This is a genomic window from Actinotalea sp. JY-7885 (genome assembly GCF_014525465.1).
In the GTDB taxonomy this organism is placed as follows: domain Bacteria; phylum Actinomycetota; class Actinomycetes; order Actinomycetales; family Cellulomonadaceae; genus Actinotalea.
On record NZ_JACEXH010000225.1, the window covers coordinates 1 to 4,365 of the forward strand.

A 4,365-nucleotide genomic window follows, 5' to 3' on the forward strand; every position below is an offset into this window, starting at 1 on the left:
TGGGCGACGGTCTCGTCGAGCACGACGGCGAGCTGGTCCTGGCGGCCGGCGTGCGGCCCGAGGACGACGCGCTGCTCGGCCTGCGGGCGGCGGCGACCGCGGCGCGCACGGGCCTGCCCCTGTCCCCGGTCACGGTCGAGAGCATCGCCCGCACGCCTGCGCTGCCGGAGCCGTGGCCCGCCGCCGCGCGGGGCCACCTGCTCGCGCTGCTCGCGAGCGGCCCGGCCCAGATCCCCGTGTGGGAGACGCTCGACCTGGCGGGCGTGGTCACCTCGTGGATCCCGGAGTGGGCTCAGGTCCGCAACCGGCCGCAGCGGTCGCCGATCCACCGGCACACGGTCGACAGGCACCTCGTCGAGACCGCGGCGCGGGCGGCCCGGGCGCGCCGGGGCCTCGCGGCGGGGGACACGCTGCTGCTGGCCGCCCTGCTGCACGACATCGGCAAGCGTCCCGGTGCCGAGGACCACAGCGTGGAGGGGGCCCGCCTGGTGCCGGCGATCCTCGCCCGGATGGGGGTCGAGCCCGCCGAGGCCGACGACGTCGCCCGCCTCGTGCGCCACCACCTCACGCTGGCCCAGCTCGCGACGCAGCGCGACCCCGACGACCCCGCGACGATCGAGGAGCTCTGCGTGGCGGTCGACGGCAGGGTCGAGCTGCTCGACGTGCTGCGCGCCCTCACGGAGGCCGACGCGTCGGCCGCGGGGCCGGCCACCTGGTCACCGTGGCGGGCGCGCCTGGTGGACGACCTCACCGAGAGGGCGCGGGCCCGGCTCACCGCGGGGCCGGACGGGGCGCTGCGAGTACCCTGAAGCCCGGCGCCGTCGCGTCGTCCGCACGTCCCCCACGCCCGGTGAGGTCCATCCGTGTTCGCCACGCTGTCCGACCGTCTGACGTCGACCTTCAAGAACCTGCGCACCAAGGGCAGGCTCTCCGAGGCCGACATCGACGCGACCGTCCGCGAGATCCGGCGTGCGCTCCTCGACGCCGACGTCGCCGTCAGCGTGGTCCGCGAGTTCACCGGGCGGGTCCGCGAGCGCGCGCTGTCGGCCGAGGTCTCCGGCGCGCTGAACCCCGCGCAGCAGGTCGTCAAGATCGTCAACGACGAGCTCATCGGGATCCTCGGCGGCGAGCAGCGCCCGCTGCGGTTCGCGAAGAACCCGCCGACCGTCATCATGCTCGCGGGTCTGCAGGGTGCCGGTAAGACGACGCTCGCGGGCAAGCTGGCGCGGCACCTGCGCGAGCAGGGCCACACGCCGATGCTGGTCGCGGCTGACCTGCAGCGCCCGAACGCGGTGACGCAGCTGCAGGTCGTCGGCGAGCGCGCGGGCGTGCCGGTCTACGCCCCGCACCCCGGTGCGCAGGAGGGCCACGAGCTCGCGATGCCCGCGGGCGACCCCGTCGTGGTCGCGCGGGAGGGCGTGGAGACGGCGCGCCGTCGCGAGCACGACGTCGTCATCGTCGACACGGCCGGCCGGCTCGGCGTCGACGCCGACATGATGCAGCAGGCCGCGGACATCCGGGAGGCGGTCCAGCCCGACGAGGTCCTCTTCGTCATCGACGCGATGATCGGCCAGGACGCCGTCACCACGGCCCAGGCCTTCGCCGACGGCGTCGGCTTCACCGGCGTGGTGCTGTCCAAGCTCGACGGCGACGCGCGCGGCGGTGCGGCGCTCTCGGTCGCGAGCGTGACCGGCCGCCCGATCCTCTTCGCCTCGACCGGTGAGCAGCTCACCGACTTCGAGGTCTTCCACCCCGACCGGATGGCCTCGCGCATCCTCGACATGGGTGACGTCCTGTCGCTCATCGAGCAGGCCGAGCGCGCGTTCGACGCCGAGCAGGCCGACGCGATGGCGGGCAAGCTCGCGGCCGGCGAGGACTTCACGCTCGAGGACTTCCTGGTCCAGATGCAGGGCCTGCGTCAGATGGGCTCGATGAAGAAGATGCTCGGGATGCTCCCGGGCATGGGGCAGATGCGCGACGCGATCGAGAACTTCGACGAGCGCGAGGTCGACCGCATCGAGGCGATCATCCGCTCGATGACGCCCGCCGAGCGCCGCGCCCCCAAGATCATCAACGGCTCCCGCCGGGCGCGCATCGCCCGCGGCTCCGGCACGACGACGACCGACGTCAACCAGCTGCTCGAGCGCTTCGCGGGCGCGCAGAAGATGATGAAGCAGATGGCGCGCGGCGGCGGCATGCCCGTGCCCGGCATGGGCAACCTGCCGGGCATGGGCGGCAAGAAGGCCCGCGGCCGGATGGCGCCGCAGGCCAAGAAGGGCAAGGCCAAGTCGGGCAACCCGGCCAAGCGCGCGCAGCAGGAGCGCGAGGCCGCCGCCCGCGCCGCGGGCCTCGCGCCGAAGGCGCCCGCCGGCTCGGCGTTCGGCCTCGGTGGCCAGGCGCCGGCGGAGCCGGACCCCGCCTCGCTCGAGCTGCCCCCGGGCCTCGAGAAGTTCCTCGGCCGCTGACGGGCGCGGCGGTGCTGCACCTGCGCGGGACCGTCGTCCTCGACGACTCGGAGGAGATCGGTGAGGCATGGGTGGTCGACGGCCGCCTGACGTTCTCACCGCCACGCGGGCGCCGCGCCGCCACGGCCGCGACGCTCGAGGGGTGGGTGCTGCCGGGCCTCGTCGACGTGCACTGCCACGTCGGCCTCGGTCCGGACGGCCCCGTCGCGCCGGACGTCGCCGAGGGTCAGGCGCTCGCCGACCGCGACGCCGGCACGCTGCTGATCCGCGACGCCGGGTCGCCGGCCGACACGCGGTGGGTGGACGCGCGCCCCGACCTGCCCCGGATCCTGCGCGCCGGGCACCACCTCGCCCGGCCCAAGCGCTACCTGCGGCACTACGGGCGCGAGCTGGCGGACGTCGCGGACCTGCCTGCCGCCGTCGCGCAGGAGGCGGACCGCGGGGACGGGTGGGTCAAGCTCGTCGCCGACTGGATCGACCGCGACCTCGGACCGGACGGGGACCTGCGGCCGCTGTGGCCGGACGACGTCCTCGCGGCGGCCGTCCGCGTGGCGCACGAGCACGGCGCGCGCGTCACGGCGCACACGTTCTCGACCGAGGCGCTCCCCGGCCTGCTGGCGGCCGGCGTCGACTGCCTCGAGCACGGCACCGGCCTGACGCCCGAGCTCATCGACGAGGTCGCCCGCCGCGGCATCCCCGTCGTGCCCACGCTGCTGCAGGTCGCCCAGTTCGACGCGATCGCCGACCAGGCCGTGCGCTACCCGGTCTACGCGCAGCGCATGCGCCGCATGCACGCGCGCCGCTACGACCACGTCCGGGACCTGCACGACGCGGGCATCCCGCTGCTGCTGGGGACCGACGCCGGGGGCACGATCACCCACGGGCGGATCGCCGACGAGGCGGCCGAGCTCGTGCGCGCCGGGGTCCCGGCGCCCGACGTCGTCGCCGCCGCGAGCTGGCGCACGCGCCGCTGGCTCGGCGCCCCCGGCATCGCGGAGGGCGCACCGGCCGACGTCGTCGTCTACCCGGCCGACCCCCGCACCGACATCGGCGTCCTCGCGGCGCCCGGTGCCGTGGTGCTCCGGGGTCGCGTGGTCGCCTGAGGACGGGTGCGCCAGACTGACCACCGTGCCCGTCCCCGCTCCCGCTCCGGCCGTCCCCACGCGCTCCGAGCGCCTCGACCGGCTGCCGTTCAGCCGGCGCCACGGGCGCCTCGTCGTCGGCTCCGGGCTCGGCTGGGCGCTCGACGCGATGGACGTCGGGCTGATCTCGTTCGTCATCGCCGCGCTGCGGGTCCAGTGGGAGCTGAGTCCGGGCCAGATGTCGTGGATCGCGTCCGTCGGGTTCGTCGGCATGGCGCTCGGTGCCAGCCTGGGCGGGCTGCTGGCCGACCGCGTGGGGCGCCGCCAGGTGTTCGCCCTGACGCTGCTGGTCTACGGGCTCGCGACGGGGGCGTCCGCGCTGGCCTGGTCGGTCGGGTCGCTCATGGCGCTCCGCTTCGTGGTGGGCCTCGGCCTCGGCGCGGAGCTGCCGGTCGCGTCGACGCTCGTGAGCGAGTTCGCCCCGGCGCGCATCCGCGGGCGCCTGGTGGTGCTCCTCGAGGCGTTCTGGGCGGTCGGGTGGATCCTCGCGGCGGTGATCGGCTACCTGGTCGTGCAGTCGGGCGACGACGGCTGGCGGTGGGGCCTGGCGATCGGCGCGGTCCCGGCGCTGTACGCGATCGTCGTGCGGCGCGGGCTGCCCGAGTCCGTGCGCTTCCTCGAGCGGGCCGGGCGCGGCGCGGAGGCCGAGCGGGTCGTCCGCGAGTTCGAGGCCTCGGCGGGGGTGGCGTCGCCGCCGGGCGACCCGACGGCGTCCCCCGGATCCGGGGCCCGCGGCCCGGCGGCGCCGGCCGCAGGCC

Annotated in this window: 4 protein-coding genes; all 4 read left to right on the top strand. The window is 76.1% G+C overall.

Going from position 1 to position 4,365, the window contains the following annotated elements:
* Positions 1 to 809 (top strand): HD domain-containing protein (locus tag IDM29_RS15195; protein ID WP_188037729.1); only part of this gene is annotated, 809 nt, incomplete at its 5' end.
* 54 nt (positions 810 to 863) lie between these two features.
* Positions 864 to 2,465, top strand: a complete 1,602-nt coding sequence (gene ffh, locus IDM29_RS15200) for a signal recognition particle protein (RefSeq protein WP_182113555.1) — start codon at positions 864 to 866, stop codon at positions 2,463 to 2,465.
* An 11-nt stretch (positions 2,466 to 2,476) separates the two neighbouring features.
* A complete protein-coding gene (locus IDM29_RS15205) occupies positions 2,477 to 3,568 on the top strand; it encodes an amidohydrolase family protein (protein ID WP_255491810.1) in 1,092 nt (363 codons plus the stop codon).
* 25 nt (positions 3,569 to 3,593) lie between these two features.
* Positions 3,594 to 4,365: MFS transporter (locus IDM29_RS15210; RefSeq protein WP_188037730.1), on the top strand; the 772-nt coding region annotated here is incomplete at its 3' end.